The organism is Rubinisphaera margarita, assembly GCF_022267515.1.
GTDB lineage: Bacteria > Planctomycetota > Planctomycetia > Planctomycetales > Planctomycetaceae > Rubinisphaera > Rubinisphaera margarita.
In genome coordinates, this window is record NZ_JAKFGB010000009.1 from 44025 (window position 1) to 62646 (window position 18622).

General features: G+C 59.4%; 18 protein-coding genes. 4 read left to right on the forward strand and 14 right to left on the reverse strand.

The window, feature by feature from the left end; genetic code table 11:
- Positions 1-6 precede the first annotated feature (6 nt).
- A complete protein-coding gene (gene nadC / locus L1A08_RS03420; RefSeq protein ID WP_238754242.1) occupies positions 7-897 on the forward strand; it encodes a carboxylating nicotinate-nucleotide diphosphorylase in 891 nt (296 codons plus the stop codon).
- A 48-nt stretch (positions 898-945) separates the two neighbouring features.
- On the opposite strand, the gene L1A08_RS03425 is transcribed toward nadC, so the two are convergent.
- On the reverse strand, positions 946-2439 hold the full coding sequence (locus L1A08_RS03425) for a prenyltransferase/squalene oxidase repeat-containing protein (RefSeq protein WP_238754243.1): 1494 nt from the start codon (positions 2437-2439) through the stop codon (positions 946-948).
- A 166-nt stretch (positions 2440-2605) separates the two neighbouring features.
- On the opposite strand from L1A08_RS03425, the gene L1A08_RS03430 reads away from it, so the two are divergent.
- Positions 2606-4834, forward strand: a complete 2229-nt coding sequence (locus L1A08_RS03430; protein ID WP_238754245.1) for a right-handed parallel beta-helix repeat-containing protein — start codon at positions 2606-2608, stop codon at positions 4832-4834.
- Between the two features lie 81 nt (positions 4835-4915).
- On the opposite strand, the gene L1A08_RS03435 is transcribed toward L1A08_RS03430, so the two are convergent.
- Positions 4916-5212, reverse strand: coding sequence for a (2Fe-2S)-binding protein (locus L1A08_RS03435; protein WP_238754247.1), 297 nt, complete (start codon positions 5210-5212; stop codon positions 4916-4918).
- 168 nt (positions 5213-5380) lie between these two features.
- On the opposite strand from L1A08_RS03435, the gene L1A08_RS03440 reads away from it, so the two are divergent.
- Positions 5381-6544 carry a hypothetical protein gene (locus L1A08_RS03440; protein WP_238754249.1) on the forward strand — a complete coding sequence of 388 codons (1164 nt, stop codon included), beginning with the start codon at positions 5381-5383 and terminating at the stop codon, positions 6542-6544.
- Between the two features lie 7 nt (positions 6545-6551).
- On the opposite strand, the gene L1A08_RS03445 is transcribed toward L1A08_RS03440, so the two are convergent.
- A complete protein-coding gene (locus tag L1A08_RS03445; protein WP_238754251.1) occupies positions 6552-8399 on the reverse strand; it encodes a tetratricopeptide repeat protein in 1848 nt (615 codons plus the stop codon).
- A 264-nt stretch (positions 8400-8663) separates the two neighbouring features.
- Here L1A08_RS03445 and L1A08_RS03450 point away from each other — a divergent pair, with 264 nt between their 5' ends.
- Positions 8664-9860, forward strand: a complete 1197-nt coding sequence (locus L1A08_RS03450; RefSeq protein ID WP_238754253.1) for a lipopolysaccharide biosynthesis protein — start codon at positions 8664-8666, stop codon at positions 9858-9860.
- Positions 9861-9878: 18 nt separating this feature from the next.
- On the opposite strand, the gene L1A08_RS03455 is transcribed toward L1A08_RS03450, so the two are convergent.
- The 11 genes from L1A08_RS03455 to L1A08_RS03505 all read right to left on the reverse strand — a co-directional run bounded on the left by L1A08_RS03455 (position 9879) and on the right by L1A08_RS03505 (position 18404).
- Positions 9879-10718 (reverse strand): class I SAM-dependent methyltransferase, encoded by an 840-nt coding sequence (locus L1A08_RS03455; protein WP_238754255.1) that lies wholly within the window; start codon positions 10716-10718, stop codon positions 9879-9881.
- Positions 10715-11530 carry a class I SAM-dependent methyltransferase gene (locus tag L1A08_RS03460; RefSeq protein ID WP_238754257.1) on the reverse strand — a complete coding sequence of 272 codons (816 nt, stop codon included), beginning with the start codon at positions 11528-11530 and terminating at the stop codon, positions 10715-10717. Before L1A08_RS03460 ends, L1A08_RS03455 begins: the two co-directional genes overlap by 4 nt.
- Positions 11531-11592: 62 nt before the next feature.
- Positions 11593-12459, reverse strand: a complete 867-nt coding sequence (locus L1A08_RS03465; protein WP_238754259.1) for a hypothetical protein — start codon at positions 12457-12459, stop codon at positions 11593-11595.
- Positions 12456-13493, reverse strand: coding sequence for a glycosyltransferase (locus L1A08_RS03470; protein ID WP_238754262.1), 1038 nt, complete (start codon positions 13491-13493; stop codon positions 12456-12458). Before L1A08_RS03470 ends, L1A08_RS03465 begins: the two co-directional genes overlap by 4 nt.
- A complete protein-coding gene (locus L1A08_RS03475) occupies positions 13493-13870 on the reverse strand; it encodes a DUF2304 domain-containing protein (RefSeq protein ID WP_238754264.1) in 378 nt (125 codons plus the stop codon). Before L1A08_RS03475 ends, L1A08_RS03470 begins: the two co-directional genes overlap by 1 nt.
- On the reverse strand, positions 13867-14559 hold the full coding sequence (locus tag L1A08_RS03480) for a glycosyltransferase family 2 protein (protein ID WP_238754267.1): 693 nt from the start codon (positions 14557-14559) through the stop codon (positions 13867-13869). Before L1A08_RS03480 ends, L1A08_RS03475 begins: the two co-directional genes overlap by 4 nt.
- Before the next feature lie 299 nt (positions 14560-14858).
- Complete coding sequence (locus L1A08_RS03485; RefSeq protein ID WP_238754269.1) at positions 14859-15701, reverse strand: prepilin-type N-terminal cleavage/methylation domain-containing protein; 843 nt, start codon at positions 15699-15701, stop codon at positions 14859-14861.
- Positions 15698-16093, reverse strand: a complete 396-nt coding sequence (locus tag L1A08_RS03490; RefSeq protein WP_238754271.1) for a type IV pilus modification PilV family protein — start codon at positions 16091-16093, stop codon at positions 15698-15700. The genes L1A08_RS03485 and L1A08_RS03490 overlap by 4 nt, the downstream gene beginning before the upstream one ends.
- On the reverse strand, positions 16090-16629 hold the full coding sequence (locus tag L1A08_RS03495) for a pilus assembly FimT family protein (protein ID WP_238754273.1): 540 nt from the start codon (positions 16627-16629) through the stop codon (positions 16090-16092). The genes L1A08_RS03490 and L1A08_RS03495 overlap by 4 nt, the downstream gene beginning before the upstream one ends.
- Before the next feature lie 8 nt (positions 16630-16637).
- Positions 16638-17096: a type II secretion system major pseudopilin GspG gene (gspG, locus tag L1A08_RS03500; RefSeq protein ID WP_238754275.1), complete on the reverse strand. Its 459-nt coding sequence runs from the start codon at positions 17094-17096 to the stop codon at positions 16638-16640.
- Between the two features lie 78 nt (positions 17097-17174).
- A complete protein-coding gene (locus L1A08_RS03505) occupies positions 17175-18404 on the reverse strand; it encodes a type II secretion system F family protein (protein WP_238754277.1) in 1230 nt (409 codons plus the stop codon).
- Positions 18405-18622 lie beyond the last annotated feature (218 nt).

The following is an 18622-nucleotide window of genomic DNA, read 5'->3' on the forward strand; positions in this document are numbered from 1 at the left end:
ATCCCTATGAGTTTTCCGCTTCCATCGAACCGCCCCGAATTCACATCGGCCGCCCGACGGGCAGCCGAGCAGCTTGTCGCGATGGCTCTGGCCGAAGATTTCGGAGAACGGGGGGATGTGACGTCGACGCTGTTCATTGATTCGGCTCGTGAGGGGCAGGTCGATATCGGTGTCCGACAACCCGGAGCTCTGGCGGGCCTGCCGATTGTTCCTCTGGTCTTGCAGCAGGTCGATTCCCGAATTGAGTGGACTGCCCACACGGAAGATGGAGACCGGATTCAGCCGGGGCAGGTCGTCGGCACGCTGTCGGGATCCGTGCAGAAGATCCTGATGGCCGAGCGGACCATTCTCAACTTCCTGACACATCTGAGCGGCGTCGCGACTCTGACCAGTCGGTATGCCGATCTGATCGCCGGAACGCAGGCGCGGATTCTCGATACTCGCAAAACGCTGCCGGGTTACCGCCTGCTCGAGAAGTACGCGGTCCGCTGTGGCGGCGGCGAGAACCATCGCATGGGACTCTACGACGCCGTGATGTTGAAAGACAATCATCTCGCTTCCATGACGCACAGCCATCCGGACCAGATCGTGGCCGATGTACGGGCCCGCTACCCGGGGATTCAGATCATCGTTGAAGTCGATCAGCTGGAGCAGATCGAAACGGTGCTGAAGTGGGATCCGGATGTGATTCTGCTCGACAACATGCCGCCGGAAAAACTGTTGAAGGCCGTTCAGCTTCGAGACGCGCAGGCGTCCGACGTTCAGCTCGAAGCTTCAGGCGGCATTACGCGGGAGACGATTGCCGAGGTCGCTCAATCGGGAGTCGATCGGATCAGCGTGGGAGAAATCACCCACTCAGCTCCGTCTCTCGATCTCGGCTTCGACTGGCACGTGTAGTGGCTCCCGGAGTGTTTCTCATCTCGTGGGATGGGGAGCTCAGGGGCGTTACTTTTTCGCGACGGCTCGCGTCTGGTACAGCGGCAGATGTCGGTAGTAGACTTCGAGAGTCATGATCGACAGACAGGTCTGGTACAGTCGCCCGCCTCGCTTGCCGTGGGGGTCAGTCACGTCCCAGCTGCCGGCTTCCGGGCCATTGCGAAGCTGGGTTTCGACCAGAAAGTCGCGCAAAGTTTCATTCCAACGTTTCCACTCGGGGCCACCGGCGTGGTGAAGGACCTGTGTGGCGTAGTAGTTGTAGTACATATTCTCGCGGCTCGGTCCGGCGGTACTCAACACGCCGATGCCGCGCTGCAGCGGGTCGTGGCTCTTCTCCCAGCCGAGATACATGCGGCAGAGCAGGCCAATCGATGTTGTTGACAGCTTCGCTCCCTGTCCCGGCAGATAGGCATACTGGCTGCCGTCGTCTCTCTGGCAGGCATCGAGGAACTCGCTGGATGACGTGAAACCGACATCGGAAAACCGCAGCCCGGCCGTCTCGGCACTCTTCAGTCCCATGATCATCCACCCCGAAACCGACAGGTCACCCGGTTCTTCGGGGTCATACCGCCAGCCGCCTCGGTCTCGGTTCCGAATGCGGATCATGTATTCGACCGCCCCCTGAGCATGCTCACGCAGCAGCCGGTCCCGCGTCATGCCGTAGGCTTCGCAGAGGGTGATCGTCGCCAGTCCGTGAGCGTACATCGCCGCGTTTCCGCCCGGAATGCGATCATCATCGGGGCCAAACCGTCCGCGAAAATCGATTCCCTCCCGGACCTCCGTGCCGGCGGACTTCAAATACTCCAGCCCGTTATAGATGGTCTCCTGATACGGACCGGGCTGCGTATGCATGTGGCCCGCTCCGAGGAAGGCCATCAACGCCATCGAGGTGGCCCCGATCGGACAGGAACGGAGGCTTCCCGCCTGATGATCGGGATGCTTGTCGGTTGGCCGCCGATGGTCGAAACTCCAGGCGCCGTTTTCCCGCTGTCGAGCCGCGAGCCATTCCAGCCCGCGTTCCACCGCGCGTTCACTTTGCGCCGTCCCGCCGAACATTTCGAGGAGCTTTTCGCGCGAAGCCGCATTGCGACCGCCAAGGTGACTGGAAAGATCGATCTCCGGTATCTGGAGCAGCTCGACAGCCGAGGGGTCTGCTCTCGACAACCTGGGCGAATATCCCGGAGACGGCGCGGGAGTGGACTGCATCGAAAGTTGCCTGGCGATCACATCCAGTTCAGGCAGACTCGTCTCTTTTGAGAGGTCGGTCAGCTCGGGAGTCAGTTCGAGCTCCTCAATGATTGTCGGCTGCGTATCGATGGTCGCCGACAGCCGTTCTTCCGGAATGGGAAGCTGAAAGACCAGCAGCGCCAGAGTGCAGAGGAGCATCGCGTGCAGAAAGACGCTGAGAAGCAGACCGCCGGCCAGACGGCGATCCCAGCCGCTCAACGGCTCCGCTTCTTCAATCATCTCAATCTCAACCCGGACCGGTTGTTCTGTATTCATATCGCCTGAGCGCTCAAGACGTAAAACGAAACTCACACTCTGTCTGTCTTACCTATCGGCTGCACCGCCGGGGAATTATTATAGGCAGTTCCCGCACAGAAAACGGAGAGCGTTCCGGCAGATTGCCGACGATCGCGCCAATCAATCATCCTCGAAGAGGTCCTGCATGTTTGCTCCCGCCCGGACAGTCGCCCTGAGTCTTGCCCTGATCCTGCAGATCGCCATCCCCGCCTCAGCCGAGGTGTCCTACCATGTCTCACCGCAGGCGAAGTCCGCAGGCGACGGCTCTTCTGCCCAGCCGTATCGGTCTCTTGCCGAAGTTCGGGATCGCATTCGGGCGGATCGCAAAGCGGGGCAGATTCCCGCCGGCGAGAGCGTGGTCATTCACATCGCCCCCGGCGATTTTCAGCTCGAATCGACATTCGAACTCGGACCAGAAGACGGCGGAACCGCGGAGGCTCCCGTCATCTATCGAGCCACCGAACCCGGATCAGTCCGACTACAGGGCGGCATAACCCTCAAGCCAGAACGCTTCGCACCGGTTGACGATTCCTCGGTCCGGGACCGGCTCGACAAAACGGCTCGCAATCACGTCCTGGTCTGCGATCTCAGTGAAGTCGTCAGCAAGTCGTTCCCGGAGTTCAAGACGTCTTACCGCGGCTCGCCGGCCGGTCCGTGGCTGTATGTTGACCACGAACCGATGACTCTGGCCCGCTGGCCGAACACGGATGCGGAATCCGGAAGCTGGGCGACGTTCTCCAAAGCGGTCGACACGGGTCTGCCGAACCCCAAGTCGAGCGATCCCACGAAACAGAAACTGCACCCAGGCGCCTTCGTCTTTGAGGACTCCCGCCCCGCCCGCTGGAATCTCGACGAAGGAGTCTGGCTGCTCGGCTACTGGACACACGACTGGAGCGACGAAGTCATTCGCATCGCCGGCTACGATCGGGGCTCTAAGGTGATTTCCCTGGCCGCTCCGCACAACTACGGGATCAACGGCGGGACGTGGGGAGCAGCCGAGCGGCGGTTCTTTGCCTTGAACACGCTCGATGAACTCGATGCTCCCGGCGAATGGTACCTCGATCGCAATCAGAAGCGGCTCTATCTGTATCCGGAAGGCTCGCTCAAGAACTCCTCCATTGTCCTCGCGACACTCAGCCAGCCGCTCCTGCAAATCAAAGGGGCGAAGCATCTCCGCCTCGAAGGACTGACGTTTGAATACGGACACAGTGACGGCGTTTCACTCGAGAAGACGGAGCACGTCGAGCTGGCCGGCTGCGTGGTGGCCAATCTCGCCAGCACGGGGATTCGAGTCGACGGAAGCAACAATACGGTTCGCTCCTGCGATGTCTACAACATCGGTCGCGGCGGCATCTCGGTGAATGGCGGCGATCGCAAGTCGTTGACGCCGGCGAAGAATCTGATCGTCAATAATCACATTCACCATTACGGCAACTTTCAGCGGACGTATGCTCCCGGCATCAATGTCCAGGGCTGCGGACAGGTCGTCAAGAACAATCTCATTCACGATGCTCCGCACAACGCCGTGCTCTACGGCGGTAACGAGCACCTCTTGGAACGAAACGAGGTGCACAGCGTCGTCCTGGAGACTGGGGATGCAGGAGCGTTCTACACGGGGCGTAACTGGACGAGTCAGGGCAATGTCCTCAAGGGCAACTACATCCACGACCTCGGCAGCGGAAATCCCGACCACGTCAACACGATGGGCATCTATCTCGATGACTGCGATTCCGGCGACACCCTGCAGGGAAACATTTTCGTAAGAGCCGGCCGGGCGATTATGATTGGCGGCGGGCGGAACAATCCGGTTCTCGGCAACATCGTGATCGACTGTCCGATCGGTCTGCACATCGATTCCCGCGGCATGACCTGGAAGCAGTGGAACAACCCCGATTACCCCAGCTGGATGCTCGAAGAGAAAGCGAAGGCTCTTGATTACCAGAGTCCGCCGTGGAGTACGCGGTACCCGCACCTGGCCCGCATTATGGAAGACTCGCCCCGCGAGCCCCTTCACAACCCGATTCTTGGCAACCTGTTTGTCGACTGTAAGAAGCAGGTCACCAGCTTCGATGGCAACGTGAAAAAGCTGATCGACAAGTTCGAGATCAGCGACAATGTTGCCGTGAACAGCACGGGCGCGGACGGCATCGCCACTCCGGGGGACCTGAAGGGGTTCACGACGCTGACCGGATCAGAAAGTGATCCCGTGACTTGTCGGGTCGTCGAACAATCCGGTCGTCCGCAACTGCAGCTCGATCCTCGACTCTCTCGCGGAACGCCTCCGTATCTCGAAATCGAGCTCAGCCAGATCGGGCTCTACACGGATAAGTTCCGCAAGAACCTGCCCGCAGAAACGGCGACGCCTTCCAGGTAAGCGATCGTCTGGCGGGTGTATGTCTGAGGAGGAGACTCGAGCAATTTCAAAATGCGACTGCAGGAGTGGCATGAAACGACTCTAATCCTCCTCGGGCAGCGGCTCGGCTCCGGCGGCCGGCTTTCCTTTTCCGGAGCGAATGTACTCGGCTCGCATGCGGGCGTACTGTTCGGCGGTCAGTTCCTGATCGACGGCGTTCTTCGTGCGAGACTCTTCAAAGCAGCGTTTCAGGTACGGAATGCACCAGCCGCACCCGGTGCCCGCTCCACCACATTCGCTGACCTGGCTGGGCACTCGCGGTTCGTGAATGCGGATAAAGTTCATGATCTTCCGCTTCGTCACATGGAAGCAGTAGCAGATCTTGTCATCAGGCTTCATTGATGCGTTCCGGCCTCGAATGGTGCGACATTCACGGCCGCAGATACAGACAACTCTTGACCCCTCTTATTGTTCTTCAAGTATGATAGACGAAGACGGTGAAGTCGAGCCGCTCGATTTGGCGCCTTGCCTCCAACTCCCTCCTCGTCGCATCACAGAACATCGCTCATGATCCAGCTCGATTGTCCTCACTGCCAGGCTACGCTGCGGGTTCCCGACATTGCCATGGGGCAGACCGGTCCCTGTCCCCGTTGCGGAAAGCCGGTTCTGGTTCCGATCCCGCCCCAGGCTCAGACGCCCACAGCCGGTTTGGGGACCACTCCTCCCGTTTCTTCGCCGCCGGCAGCTTCTGCCACGGCAACGAACGCGGGGGGAAATCTGGAGCAATTGGCCGCCGGAGAGCGTCCGAACAAGTCGAGCGAAGAAGCGGTCGGAGAACTGTTTCACATGCTGGCCGAACCAGATCAGCATCGTCCGGATGAAGATCCGTTGAGACGTGTGGTTGCTCAACGTCGGCAATCGTCGTCCTCGTTTCTGACCGGAAGCATTTTCGTCTTTCTCTCGATCATCGCGCTCTACTTCCTCTACGACTACCTCAACCCCAAGATGCAGGGCGAGCTGAAAGGCACACTTGTTTCCAATGGAACGATCCCGCTGTTCGTGATCAAGCAAAGTCAGATCGGCGACCTGGAAGCCTTCCAGCAGTACCGGCAGGAACATGGCGGGAATCGCATCAATATCGACAGTCGGATCTTGAGAACTTCGATTGTGGCTCGCGAGCCCGGCATCGAAATCAGTGTCGAACCCGGGGCCACGACTCAACTTGTCCGCGTGGATGTGCTGCAGAACAAGCCGCTGCGAGAGTACCATCGGGAGCGGTTCGCCAGTTTCGATCGCCCCCGTAAAGAGATCATGAACAAAGGCGTTGTTGATTTTCTCCGAGCGGTGAATGAGACCGAAAGCGTGCTGCGAAATCCGACCATGCTCCGCGAGTTTCGCGATCGTTTCGTCTTGCCGGCCTGTGTCTCGGGACTCGGCTATCGCCTGACTGCGGAAACGGGCGGCATCAAATATCCCTGCGTCTGGCAGGACAAGGAGGACCGCCTTTATTTCGCAGTGCCGGGAGAGGCGAGCTCGTTCACCATCGTGGAGCGGGAGCTGGCCAACCAGCCTCGGATCTTTCCCAAGTCACTCAAGTTCGAAGTCACGTGGGGAAAGGCCGGTTCCAGTGCCCGGAGCACCGATGACGTTGACGGCGACACGATACCCGACGCTGCTCCACCCGAGATGACTTCCGCTGCCCCGGAGCCAGAGGCGACGACCGCGGAGTGAATCGAAGTTACTGGCTCTGAAGTTTGCTCTGAACGTAAATCAGACTGCGTCTGGCGAGATCGAAGCTCGGATTCCGGCGGAGAATCTGTTCCAGCAGTGCAATCGCCTGCGAAGTCTGTCCCCGCTCGGCCAGAACGATGGCGAGATTATTGCAGGCGAAGTCGTTGCCGGGATTGTGTTCAATCGCGAGCCGAAAATGCTGCTCGGCCGCGGCGATCTCCCCGCCCGTCTTCAGCAGGAGCATTCCGAGTTGATTATGGGCGCGGGCAAAATCGGGCCGCAGTTCCAGCGCTTTCTGCAAGCACCCAATCGCTTCCTGTGGCTGCTGGCTCTCAACGAGCAACGCCAGATTGAGATATGCCTCCGGCAACGGGTTCAGTTTCAGGCTCTGCCTGACATGCTGCTCGGCTTCCTGAGTCTTGCCGAGATCGATCAACACCGAGCCGAGCAGGTTCTGTGTCTCGGGACTGTTCGGCAGTGAATTCACTGCTCGCCGCGCCATTTGTTCTGCCTGCTCTACTTGTCCCCGAAGCTGATAGTGTTCGACCAGATTCGTCAAAGCCCGCCCGTTGTTTGGCGACTTATTAACCACATCCTGCCAGAGCGCATACTCACTGGAGTAGACGTCGTTTCTCAAATGCGTCATCACGCCCAGCACCATCGCGAGTCCGCCGCAGGTGAGCAGCAGGGCTCGGCTGTAATCTTCAGCCCCCTTCCATCGGCGCATCACCCAGGCCAGGCCAGCCACGCAGAGGACGCTCAACGCCGCTGACGGCAGATAAACCCGATGTTCGACGGCGAGATCGCGAATCGGAACGATGGTCGACGTCGGTGCCAGAATCAGAAAGAACCACAGCCCGGCGAAACCAACGACCGGAGCTTTCCATAACGCCCAGCCCGTCGCGGCGAGCAGCCCGAGAATGATGATCAGCGGCGGGACGATTTCTTCTGGTAAAGTGGCTGGTTGCCAGAAATGGTCGAGGTTCTGTCCGATCGGAAGAAACCAGAGCCGCAGATAGAACAGCACCACTCCGGGCTGCGTGAGCGCATACTGCAGGGGAGTCACCCCCGAACTCGAACCGATCCCCGTTCCCGGGCCGGCTGTATTTCCCGCATAGTCATTCCCCAGCCGAACGAACGTAAGCAGAACAAGCCAGGCCGCACTCAACAGCATGGCGGCGTGAAACAGGCCGCGTTTTCGCCAGAGTTCCTTCCAGCTCACTGCCCAGAAAATCCGGTCATAACAGAGCAGAAGCAGGGGAGCGGTGACGATGATCTGCTTTGTCCACAGACCGCACCAGAAGCTGACGAACGACATCACCAGCCATGCTTTGCGGGATGTCTCCTGAGATTTCGCGAAGCCGAAAAAGACGCCGAGGTAGAACAGCGACGCCAACGCCTCAATCCGCTGAATGACGTACGTCACCGCCTGCGTCTGCAGCGGGTGCACGGCCCACAACAGGGCCACGCAGAAGGCGAGCAGCTTCGCCTGTTCTTCCGGAAACTGGAGACGTCGCGTCGACATTCTCACCAGCTCGAACAGCAGCAACGCATTGACGAGATGAATCAGCAGATTCACCAGATGATACGACCACGGTTCCAGCTCCGAGATCGCATAGTTGGCCGTCAACGTCAGATACGCCAGCCAGCGCCCGGGCCGAACCAGCGAGTCCCAGGAGAGCGTCGCGAAGAACGCATCGAACGAACGAATCGACGGATTGTCGAGGATCGAGTTCGTGTCATCAAACACGAACACCCCCGCGAAACTGTTCCCATACACCACCCCGATTACTCCAGCCAGGAGCAGCCAGAGCATCTGTGGGGAGAACGTTCTCGATGTGGGGATGGTCGACATGACACGCTGCGTTTGGAGGGAAGAGTCATTCCTCCGTCAGTAAAGGACTCCTCCGGGAATCCTGCAAGGTGGTCGATGAAGATTGTGCGAATTCTTCGACCACTCTGCTGTCTCAGTCGTCCCGACCGGTTAGAAAGGGGAGCAAGCCCCGATTCCCCCATGGATTGATGAGACGGTATGCAGCATTTGGACCGCCGAGCAGGCAGGATGGACGACCTCGGGCCGTCTGGCCAACCCCCAGCGAAGTCGTTCGGGTCACTTCGGATGTTAGGACGCTACGGCGTTGCACTTGGACTGCTGGGGCTGGGGCAAGGCAGCGCTTTGTGGAGCCTGTTGCTGATTTCCGGAAACCTGTCTCCCGATGGCTTCGGGCAGCTGAGTTCTGGTCTCGCCATACAGAACTACATTGTCATCCTGGGGACCCTGGGCCTGCGGACTCTGGCCACACGGGATCTGGCTCGTGCCCCCGGGCGGCTAGGCCGTATCTGGGGAACACTCTGGGGACTGACCACTCCAGCTGGTATCGCGTTAGCAATCGGCGGGCATCTCGTTGGTGGTGCACTCTTCGCCCGATCCGCGGACGAGATCTGGATGTCCCTCTGGCTTTCCTGCGGAACGTGTTTCTCCATCCTGTCGGTGGTTCCTCTACTGGATGCTCTTGGTCGACAATCTCTCGCGTTGGGGGGTGTCGCCCTCGCGGAAACTCTGTTCGCCATTGCTTTGCTGACCGGCTGGATTCCGATGGATGTGGCTTCGCTGGGAGCCGGATTCGCGATCAAGTGGACGGTCGCGTCCCTGCTGCAGGCGATCTCGCTGAGGGTGATCTCTGGACCGGTCCGGCCGACTTTCAGTCGACGTCAGCTGAACCAGTGGAAAGGCTCCGCGGCTCCACTTCTGCTGACCGCTCTGATCATGAACGTCCCGTTCAGTGGAGCTGTTGTCTTGACACGCCACCTGTTGGGCGCGGCCGATTCGGCGGTCATGGGCTTCGCGGCTCAACTGGCAGCCGCAATTCTCCTGCTGGGAGGAGTCGCCGTCCGATTTCTACAACCCATTTGGCGGGATGCAGCCGCGATCAGAGAAACGCGTTCGCGGAAACTGCTCACTCAGGTGGGACTCTACGCCTTCCTGCTCTGGATGGCGATCGTACTGATTGTCACGGTGATTGTCTCGTTCTGGCTCCCGGACGAGTATCTTCGGGGCATGGCGTCGATCCAGCTGATGCTTCTGGCGGCTGCCATCAGCGTTCTGGCTCGAGTCTTGTGGGTCGCGTTGGAAGCGACCCATCAGGAACGTCGCGTCCTAATCGCCTATAGCACGGGGTCGGCCGCCTTCATAGTGACGTCAATCGGTTGCGCGCACCCACTCGGGTCAACAGGAGTTGCTCTTGCGGCTGTCTTCGGAATGGCTGCAACAGTTCTGATGATGTGGGGACATCTGAGCTCTCTTTTCAAGCGGTAGCCCAGATGGATCATCGGTTCAACGACACACGGCAAAGAGATCGAGAGAGTCCGCGACGTCGTCCGTTAAATAGAAATCGTTCCACGGAAACGGCTGTCCACTGCCAGCCGAGTCGCGATTCCCGGGCGGCTGCGGGATGCTCTTGAGCATGCCTGCCAGCGTTTTCTTGAGCGACGGGGCCAAGCGGTGTCGGAATCCCCATGGGTCGTATTTCGCAATACGCCGGGCGGAGCTTAGCCGAGCGTGTTCCAGTTTCATGATCGCTGGTGGGGCCGAGACCCCTTGGATATCAACGCTGGAGAACACTCTCCGCAGGAGCTCTTCCAACTGAACCGCATCGTATTCGCGGACGTGAAAGCGGTTCCATGGACGCTGACCCGGTTGAAGCCGCAGTAGGCGATTGGGTGTCGTGATGACACAAGTTCCTCCGGGGAGGAGGACGCGACGAAGCTCCCTGACAAAGCCTTCGTGATCCTTAATGTGTTCGATCGTCTGAAAGGAAACTACGGTGTCGAAGCTTTCGTCCGAACACGGAATCTCGGTGCCGCTTCCAACCAGAAACTGACATTCGGGCCGTTTGATCGTTTCGCGACAAAGGTCTATCGTTCGAGGATCGATGTCCACTCCCGCGACCTGTGCCCCAAAGCTGGCCAGTGTTTCCGTGCCATAGCCGGTGCCGCACGCGATGTCCAGAACCGCTCCCCTGTCGGGAATCAGCGGTTCAACCAGATGATAGGCGGCCTGCTGACGCGCGAAGAGCATCCGGTCGATCGTCGATGTTTGAGCGTCAGGACGAAACATCCGCTCGCCCGTAGGATGTGAGTTGAGTTGCGGATCGAGCGGAACAGAGCAATTCATGAGCTGGAATCCTGCACAACCTTCGCCGAACTCTCTGAGGAATGACTCAGATACACTGCGGTCTGTCCGTCGACTTCCTTATGTAACGGACCGAACGTCACATTGAGGCCAGCCTGTCGAGCTCGGTCTTCGAACCATTGCTGGCCCAGTTCAACGCAGTGCAATGGGCCCGACCAGGTTTTCCCCCTTGCGGGTGGATTCTCGGCAAAGTTCCGGCTGGCTTCCGGGTTTAGAAAGGCCGTGAGAAAAATTCTGCCGCCGGGCGCCAGCAGGTCCGCGAATTCGTTGAGGTAGAACTCGACGTGTTCGAGCGGAAGATGACTGAATACCGAAAACAGGTTGATCACATCCGCGGCTCCTGCCGGAAAAACCGACCGGGGAATCGTGCTCGGATGATGTTTGCTTCCTTCCGGATTGTAGCGGTCGTTTCGCATACCCAATTGCAGGAAGCGGAACTGAGGCGATGTCGTCAGGAATCGTTGACACCACTGGATCGATGCCGAGTGGACGTCCACACCCAGATAGGAGCGAAGATTGGGAAACCGCTGTTGCAGCGCGATAGCCAGCCGGCCCGGCCCGCATCCGACATCGAGTACGGATGAGCTTTCCTGAAGTCCACAGTGATCAACAAGACGATCCACTTCGCTCAGACCGGACTTCAGATAGAACTGATCGTCGCGGAATTCCTGCCCGCAGAACCGCAATCGATGGGGCGGCAACCGAACGCCCTCGTATTCGATGCAGGATCGAGCCGTCACATGGAGCAGGGAATTTCGGAGCATTTTCTTGGTGCGAAAGACAATCGAAGACATGAGTTCTCTACGCGTTGAAAGGAAATCGTTGAATCGATCCAGACAGGAACTCGCCCGTCGGATCAAGGTTCGGTGGCGACCAGCGTGCTTCCATCTGCCGGTGCATTTCCGGAGTAGTAAGAGCGGCGGATGAATTTCAGGCTGTCGGATTTGAACTTCGCCCGCCTGGCCAGGCTGCTTTGTTGGGTAACGGCATGCCCCTGATGAATCGCCTGCAACTCGGGCACGAACAACACATCCAGCTGAAGCCGCCGCGCCTGTTCGGCGATGTGCAGTTCTTCGGCGTACAGAAACCCGCCATAGCCGATCTTGCCGCCCTGCTCGAGAAACACTTCCCGCAGCAGAAAAACGCTCCCATGTGCCGCGTAGATTCTTTGCGGTACGTCGCTGCTGGTCTTGCTCTTTCTTTTCGATCGGGCACGGACAAGCGAACTTCGAATTCGAGCTGCGCTGTTGAGAACTCGCAGCCCCCATGAACCCGAAAACAACCACTGATAAGCCGCGAGACGCCACGCAGTCGGCCTGTGCCGCAGGAACGGATTTTGTGCTTCCCCATCAGGCAAAGTCACTGCCGGAGCAATCACGCCGACATTCTCAGAAAAGCGAAGTTCGAAAAGTCTCTCAAGAAACGAGTCGTCGAAAGTGAGGTCCGTGTTGGTGATGAGGAGCACGGAATTCTCGACGCGCTTCATCGGCCGGTTCGCCCAGGCCCACTGACAGCCATTGAGGTAACCGAGATTACTGTCTGGTCGGAGGACATGCACGGAGAGTGGCAAATGACCGGACGACGGAGACCAGTTGCGACTGTTGTCGGAAATCAACACCGTCAGCTGGCATCGTGCGGGGCGCCGGAGTTGACTCAGCATCGTCAGGAAGTTCAGCACCTCCTCCTGATTGTGGTAATGAGTCGCGAGTACGATCACGTTCATGTTCGCGTCTCCTCGCCCACGGCCAGCAGTTTCTGCTCTGGTTTCAGAAACTGAGGCGGCCTGTTCCCCCGGTGGCGCAGCGCTGCGGCAAGTCCCTGCAACAGTCCGATCCCTCGGAAGAACGATCGAACAGCCGCGAACGGCACGTACGTTGTCATCCGCAGTCCCGCTTCCCGCGACATGTCCCACGCCACTGGAGTGGAGATCAGGAACAAGATCAGTGCGGGCAGGAACGCAATCCAACGGGTTGCAGGGAAGGCAACCAGTGACAGGGCGGGAACGGCGATGAGCGCGAGCGGAGGCTGGAGGTAGTCGCCGATCCCGGCGTAGGAGTCTCCCCGGATGCGTCCCAGGTGTTTGCGATAGAGCATCACCCGGTAGTAGCCTTGCCGCCGTTGGGTTCGTAAGTAGCCCCGAAGTCTCCGCGGGTGATGGTGTCCAACCCGGGAACGTATTTCGAACTTCAGCCGATAGCCTGCGCGACAAATCCGGTAGGCCAGCTCGGCGTCCTGAGCCAGTTTCAGGGTCTCGTCGAACCCGCCTGTTTCTTGCAGAATCTGCCGCCTGTAAAGGACGTTGAATGTTGCCAGAAAATTCACGTCCTCCGACATTCGGCGATGGCGGGTCACGATCTCCTCGTGAATGAGGGTCGCCAGCAGCGAGTCGGGGAAGAGATTCGCATAGCTGCCTCCCACACCGGCGACGTCCGCGTTCTGGAGATGAGGCCGCAGTTTCTGCAGAGCATCCGGCTCGGCGACGCAGTCGGAATCGATGAACCAGATCAGCTCGGAGGAAGCGGCTCGCCAGCCGAGGTTGCGGGCATGGCCCGGGCCGCGTCCTTCTCCTTTCAGAACCGTAATCGGATACTCGGCTGCAATCTCCGCAGTATCGTCCGTGGAGCCGTCGTTCACGAAGATGATCTCGCGGAGTTCGCCCTGTTGGAGCAGGGGGATCACCGAATCGAGACAGCGGCGGAGAGTGCTTTCGCAGTTTCGGCCGGGGATCACGAGGGTGACATCGGACGGCTCAGGCATCACGGCTCCTCCCGGGAAGACTCGACGCCGGGGCGAGCTGTCTGCAGTCCTTCGCCAGCGAGGGGAGTGCGCAGCGCTTCGCGGCGGGCAAGATCGACGATCTGTTTCCGCATTCCGAACTGCCGCCCGTAGAGATGGAACATCACCGCGGTCGCAGAGAGCATGAACGCGTAGAAGACGAGGTCCGCACCACGACCGATGCCGAGATGAGCCGCGACAATGGAGGACAGGTCCGGCTTCATAATCAGCACGACGGCCAATGCCCAGGCGCTGATCCGCAGCAGCCGATACCGTCGATGATCAGACAGATACCGCTTCAGCTCGCGGCTGCAAAGCAGCAGGAGAATCGGGATCGTGCACCACTGGAAGTAGTTCATCGCCAGATCCTTCCGACGAGCAGATGCCCTGTGATTCGCAGGGCTCCCAGAGAACTTTGCCCTTTCTCCAGCGTGTCCGTCGCGTAGGTAATTGTCACGGGGACTTCGACAAACCGCAGTCCGTGCAGGCAGATCTCGTCCAGGATTTCCGAGGCGTGTGCCATTCGCGGCTGCCGGATCGAGATAACTGAGGCGGCCCGACGAGTCATCGCGCGGAACCCGTTGTGCACATCGGTCACGCGAACTCCGGAGACAACTCGGGTGAAGAGGATTCCCGCCTTGAGAGTCAACCAGCGTGTGAACGGCATGTTCCGGGCGACGCCGAGGAATCGCGATCCGAGTGCGGCGTCGGCTTTGCCGGAAACGAGTGGAGTCAGCAGCCGGGGGATCTCGTCCACTTCGTGCTGGCCATCGCCATCAAATGTCACCAGGTATTCGGCTCCGCGTGCGAGAGCGAAATCGATGCCGGTCTTCAACGCGGCGCCCTGTCCACAGTTGATGGGATGTCGCAGCACCCAGACCGGAAAGCGGGCGGCGATGGCGGCCGTATCGTCGGACGAACCGTCATCGACCACGACCACATTGAACGATTGCCGCGTCAGCTTCGACAGCGTCGAGGAAAGCCGCGATCCTTCGTTGTAGGCGGCCACAATGATCCATGTGCCACGATTCGTGTCGCTTTGAGGCATTGCCGAACTTTCACCGTCTTTGCGGGGACGGCACGGGTAATCTGCGGATTGCATCGGAGCGCGGTCGGATTGCGACGCCAGATTCAGGCTGGCCTGCGCGTGACCGGTGGGCGGGCGATAAAGGAGTTGCCGCGTTGTTCATTCTTCGAGCGGAAATGAACGTTCTGCAAACGTTTATGTGAATAGGCCGTTAAGGCGGTCTCTCTACTGCAGGTCCGCTGAAGCGGGATTGCGCCGGCAGCGGTATCTTTTACGGCGTGGTGCCGCTTTACCGGGGAGCGGGATGCTCCAGGCGTTTGCTATTCTTCCAGGAGAGAGTCTGTCGAGGCGACGACAAAGCGCTGAGTTGGAATAGCGATTACGCGGGACACGGTCTTCATCAGGCCGGGGTTTGGATCGGACGAACTCTGGCCGGTGATCTGAAGCACGGCTGTCACCTGGATGGCTTTGGGCAGCGTCTCCAGTGCGGTGCTGTCCCATTCTTCGTACCAGTCGATGCCATCGAAGTACAGGAATTCCATCGAGACAAGTTCCGGTACCGGAAGTCCGCCGAGCCATTCGATATTGACCAGTTCGGCATCGGAGAGCGCTTCGAATCGAGCCATCGGATCATCGGGCCCGTAGCCTGTCAGTTCCACTTCCATCATGCCTGGCGTGTTGAAGCCCCAGACAAGCAGCCGTTGCTGAGTCCGTTCGATGTCGGAAACAGCCAGCGGATCGTCGATCAATGTCAGCTGACGTCCGGTCTGGGAGACCGGCTCGGCCAGAAACTCGACGACCTGCGTATCACCGACCAGATAGAACGGCAGGGCTGTCGACTGGGCTTCGATTCCGAAATCGAGCGTGGTGTCGGAGGAGTCGAGAGCCAGAACCATGCCGGAGCTTTCCATCGACTCCGTGCCCTCTTCTTCGACAAGTCGGCCGGCGATGGCCTGCAGATCCCAGTCGAACTGTCGCAGCAGATTGTGCCCCGTCTGCACCAGGTGGATATCGCGAGATGAGGTTTGCTCAATCCGATAGATGATCAAGATCAAGCCGCCGACGCCGGCCAGGACCACCGTTGAGATCGCGGCGGCAAGCAGCAGTTCCAGCAGAGTGAAACCACGACGGCGGGATCGGCGGGAAGTCGAAGACGGTTTCAAAGTCCTTCCTCCGTGGCCGGGATGTAAATCCAGCGGGTCAGCGAGACATCGGCATCAATGTGGTCGTTGAAGTTCCGGTGAAACACCCGGACCGTGCTCTGCACGAGCGTAGGCCAGTCAGTTTCCTGAACCTCGACGGAATAGACCCAGGCCGGATCTTCGCCGATTGTCTCCTCGCTGATCTCAACCGGGGCGATGCCGCTGGAGACAATCTCACCGATGATGGACTCGCAGAAGATGATGGCTTCCGTTTCTCGAACGGTCTGTACCGAAGCCACTCGAGCGGACTCCAGTAACTGGACCAGAGCCGCGGAAGCCGCCCCGAGCAGGGACAGTGAAATCACCACTTCCAGCAGCGAGAGACCAGCCCGGTTGAAGGTGCGGTTCTTCACAGACGGTCCTCCAGATCGGAGGCCTTAGCGCGAGTTACGGCGACATGTCCGTTGAGTGAATGAACGGTAATCTGAAAGGCCGTATCGCGATCGTCTTCAAAATAGAAGTTGGCGCCCGTCGATGTGCCGTCCGTATTGAACAGGACTTCGGCGGACCAGCGATGCTCCTGCGAATTGAGACCGAGCTCGCCGAGCAGTTCCGAAGGCAGATCTTCCGCCCAGTCGGCCTGCATGAATGACAGCGACTCGGGCAGCGTCAGGCTGCTGGTCGCGGGAGCATCGGCGAGGCCGGCGATGAGTACGTGATCTCCCGACGAAAATCGGACCCAGCGGCGTTGTCCGTCGCGAACGGCATCGCGGCGCTGGTTGTTCAGAAACTGTTCCACGTCGCCACTCACGCTGAGCAGTTGCTGCTCAGCGGTGAGCGAATTGAGCGAGGGAACAGAAACCGCGATCAGCACCGACAACAGGACGATTGTCAGGAGCAGCTCCACCAGCGTGAACCCGAGCCGGTTTGAAGAACGCCGGGACTGCATGGGACGGTTCAGGCTTCCGACCAGTTGGTGACATCGTCGCCACTGCCCTGTTCATCGGAGCGGTTCGGCCCGCTCGACCAGATGGCCGGCTGACCGTTTCCGGTCTTCGAGCTGGGGTGCTCGTAAAGGAGCGGCTGTCCCCAGGCATCTTTCGGGATTTCGGGAAGCTGAGGTTCGACTTGATTGCCTTCGGAGTCAGTGGTCGCGGTCAGCACTTCGAGTGCTTCCTGTCCGCCGGTCGGATATTCGCCTCCGTTGCCGACGGCGTACAGTTTGAGGGCCTGTTCGAGTCCGTGAATACTCGATTCGGTGACCTGAATATTGGCCTTTTTCTGCGTTCCCAGCAGGTTCGGCACAACCATCGCGGCAATAACGCCCAAAATGGCCAGAACGATCAGCAGTTCGAGCAGCGTGAAGGCCTCGCGACGGGTGCGGGCGGAATGGCGGGGGGACAATGAGCGTGTCATGGGAGGGACCTCGGTCTTACGACAATGCAGCGAAGTAACGTGAGCGTCAAACGGGGGGATTCTAGTTTCCCTACGGTATTAAACCATGTTCGAGCTCTGAAGTATCGGTAAAAGCAGGGCGGCAACGATAAACAAAACGAAAGCGGCAAGTGCAAGCAGCATAAGAGGTTCGAGCAGACGAACCAGCATGTCGAGCCGCGTCTGCACCTTGCGTTCGAGCTGATCGGACACTTCGACGAGCACCCGCTCCAGCTGGTTCGATTCCTCGGCCACGGCGATCATCTCGACCACATCGGCTGTAAAAAAGGTCGACTGTCGCAGCGGGCCGGCCAGCGATTTCCCGCTCGAAACGAATTCCGAGGCCTGCTCGATGGCCTCTTCGATCACCACGTTTCCGGTCGCTTTCCGGGCGATGGCGATGGATCTCAGCATCGGCACCCCGTTTTGCAGCAGGGTTCCGAGCACGCGGCAGAAGCGGGCGACGGCCAGATTACGGGCGATGGCGGCAACGCCAATATTCAGCGGACCGACTTTGAAGTCCTTCACGACCATGCCGTCGAAAATCTGTCGTCCTCGTTCCGACTGTAACGCCCGCATGCCGAGTACAACGGCCACGGCGATGCCCACGAGGAGTGGAATCCAGTAGACCTGCAGCGTATCGCTAATGCCCATCAGCGTGTTCGTCGCCCACGGCAGGCCTCGCTCGGCTTCCATCCGGTCGAAGATCGGCTGAAACTTCGGCACGAAGAAGACGAGCATGATGATGGCGATTACAACGCCGAACGTGCCGACAAAGGCGGGATAGATCATCGCCCCGATCACTTTGCCTTTGAGTTCGTTCTGGTGCTGAACGAACAGAGCCAGTCGGCGGAGGGCGTCTTCCAGGAAGCTTCCTTCCTCTCCGGCTTCCACGAGGCTGATCACGAGCGTCGAAAACGTTTTGGGATGGCGGGCCATGGCCTGAGCCAGCCGTTTCCCGTCGGCCACCTGGTCGCGAATGTCCCCCACCACTTCCTTCAGGGTAGGATTCGCCGCCTGATCCTGGATCAGCTTCAACGACCGCAACAGCGGGACGCCGGAGGTGAGCAGATCGGCCAGCTGAGAGTAAAACGCGACCAGCATTGTCGCGCTGACCCTGGGGTCCCGATTCAGCTTGGGAATGCCGGTCGTCGGAGCCGCCTGGACGGACACTGGAAACAGATTCTGCTGTCCGAGCTGGATCAGCGCCTCCTGTTGATCAGTGGCCACCAGTGTCCCGGCGACGGATTTCCCGGCCGAGTCTCGAGCTTTGTAGATATAGTCAGGCATGCCGCGCAGGATGGAACGGGAAGAAAATGAAGGTCTCCCATTCTAACACCGGAAACAGGCAGATGGGCCTCTTTTTTGTGAGGGTCCGGGGCGAGAACATCGAATTGTCACGGAGAATCGCCCCGTCGCAACGGATTCACCGTCGGGAATGGTACAGTGTTCAATCTCCCCATTGTGCATCGGAGCACTCTCTCAGCCCAAGTCTCCGCCGGGAGCCC

What these genes read in the sequence shown, in the direction of transcription:
- nadC (WP_238754242.1), top strand. Translation starts at nt 7, where the DNA reads ATGAGTTTTCCGCTTCCATCGAACCGCCCCGAATTCACATCGGCCGCC.
- L1A08_RS03425 (WP_238754243.1), bottom strand. Translation starts at nt 2,439, where the DNA reads ATGAATACAGAACAACCGGTCCGGGTTGAGATTGAGATGATTGAAGAA.
- L1A08_RS03430 (WP_238754245.1), top strand. Translation starts at nt 2,606, where the DNA reads ATGTTTGCTCCCGCCCGGACAGTCGCCCTGAGTCTTGCCCTGATCCTG.
- L1A08_RS03435 (WP_238754247.1), bottom strand. Translation starts at nt 5,212, where the DNA reads ATGAAGCCTGATGACAAGATCTGCTACTGCTTCCATGTGACGAAGCGG.
- L1A08_RS03440 (WP_238754249.1), top strand. Translation starts at nt 5,381, where the DNA reads ATGATCCAGCTCGATTGTCCTCACTGCCAGGCTACGCTGCGGGTTCCC.
- L1A08_RS03445 (WP_238754251.1), bottom strand. Translation starts at nt 8,399, where the DNA reads ATGTCGACCATCCCCACATCGAGAACGTTCTCCCCACAGATGCTCTGG.
- L1A08_RS03450 (WP_238754253.1), top strand. Translation starts at nt 8,664, where the DNA reads ATGTTAGGACGCTACGGCGTTGCACTTGGACTGCTGGGGCTGGGGCAA.
- L1A08_RS03455 (WP_238754255.1), bottom strand. Translation starts at nt 10,718, where the DNA reads ATGAATTGCTCTGTTCCGCTCGATCCGCAACTCAACTCACATCCTACG.
- L1A08_RS03460 (WP_238754257.1), bottom strand. Translation starts at nt 11,530, where the DNA reads ATGTCTTCGATTGTCTTTCGCACCAAGAAAATGCTCCGAAATTCCCTG.
- L1A08_RS03465 (WP_238754259.1), bottom strand. Translation starts at nt 12,459, where the DNA reads ATGAACGTGATCGTACTCGCGACTCATTACCACAATCAGGAGGAGGTG.
- L1A08_RS03470 (WP_238754262.1), bottom strand. Translation starts at nt 13,493, where the DNA reads ATGCCTGAGCCGTCCGATGTCACCCTCGTGATCCCCGGCCGAAACTGC.
- L1A08_RS03475 (WP_238754264.1), bottom strand. Translation starts at nt 13,870, where the DNA reads ATGAACTACTTCCAGTGGTGCACGATCCCGATTCTCCTGCTGCTTTGC.
- L1A08_RS03480 (WP_238754267.1), bottom strand. Translation starts at nt 14,559, where the DNA reads ATGCCTCAAAGCGACACGAATCGTGGCACATGGATCATTGTGGCCGCC.
- L1A08_RS03495 (WP_238754273.1), bottom strand. Translation starts at nt 16,629, where the DNA reads ATGCAGTCCCGGCGTTCTTCAAACCGGCTCGGGTTCACGCTGGTGGAG.
- gspG (WP_238754275.1), bottom strand. Translation starts at nt 17,096, where the DNA reads ATGACACGCTCATTGTCCCCCCGCCATTCCGCCCGCACCCGTCGCGAG.
- L1A08_RS03505 (WP_238754277.1), bottom strand. Translation starts at nt 18,404, where the DNA reads ATGCCTGACTATATCTACAAAGCTCGAGACTCGGCCGGGAAATCCGTC.